Genomic DNA, 761 nt, shown 5'->3' on the forward strand with positions numbered 1-761 from the left:
ACCTCTCGCGCTGCCCGCGCCATTCCTATGTCGCCTTCTATCTCTGGCTCCGTGCGCAAGGCATCGACGCGCTGGTCCATGTCGGCGCGCACGGCACGCTGGAATGGCTCCCCGGAAAGGCGGTCGCGCTGTCCGACGCCTGCTGGCCCGAGGCGCTGACGCGGGACTGGCCGGTCCTCTATCCCTTCATCGTCAATGATCCGGGCGAGGCGGCGCAGGCCAAAAGGCGGCTGGGCGCGGTGACGATCGGCCATGTCCCCCCGGCCTTGGTTCAGGCGGAGACCGGCGCGGGGTTGGGGCGGCTGGAGGCACTGCTCGACGAATATGCCAATGCCGATGGCCTCGACCCGGCGCGGCGCGACCGGCTGCGCGCGAGCATCGCCGAGGAGGCGGATAGCGTCGGCTTGGGCGAGACGCTCGGGCTGGCGGGGGCGGAGGACCCGCTCGCCCGGATCGATGCCTTTGTCTGTGACGTGAAGGGCAGCCAGTTCGGCGAGGGGCTGCACGTCTTCGGGCGCGGGGAGCAGGGCGCGGCGGAGCGGGCGGGGTTGCTCGCCGGGCTGGCCGGAGAGCGCGTTCCGGCCGGACCTTCGGGTTCGCCCTATCGCGGGCGTGCCGATGTGCTGCCCACGGGCCGCAACCTCTACGCCATCGATCCGCGCGCAGTGCCGAGCCGGGCTGCGCAAGGACAGGGCGTGAAACTCGCCGAGGAACTGCTTCGCCGCCACATGCAGGAGGAGGGCGATTATCTGCGCACCCTG

The 761-nt window shown here is 71.4% G+C and carries 1 protein-coding gene; it reads left to right on the forward strand.

The window, feature by feature from the left end:
• Positions 1-761 (forward strand): cobaltochelatase subunit CobN (locus NS355_RS17595; RefSeq protein ID WP_209445133.1); only part of this gene is annotated, 761 nt, incomplete at both ends.

Origin of the sequence: Sphingomonas yabuuchiae (assembly GCF_001477495.1) — a bacterium.
GTDB classification, from domain to species: Bacteria; Pseudomonadota; Alphaproteobacteria; order Sphingomonadales; family Sphingomonadaceae; genus Sphingomonas; species Sphingomonas yabuuchiae_A.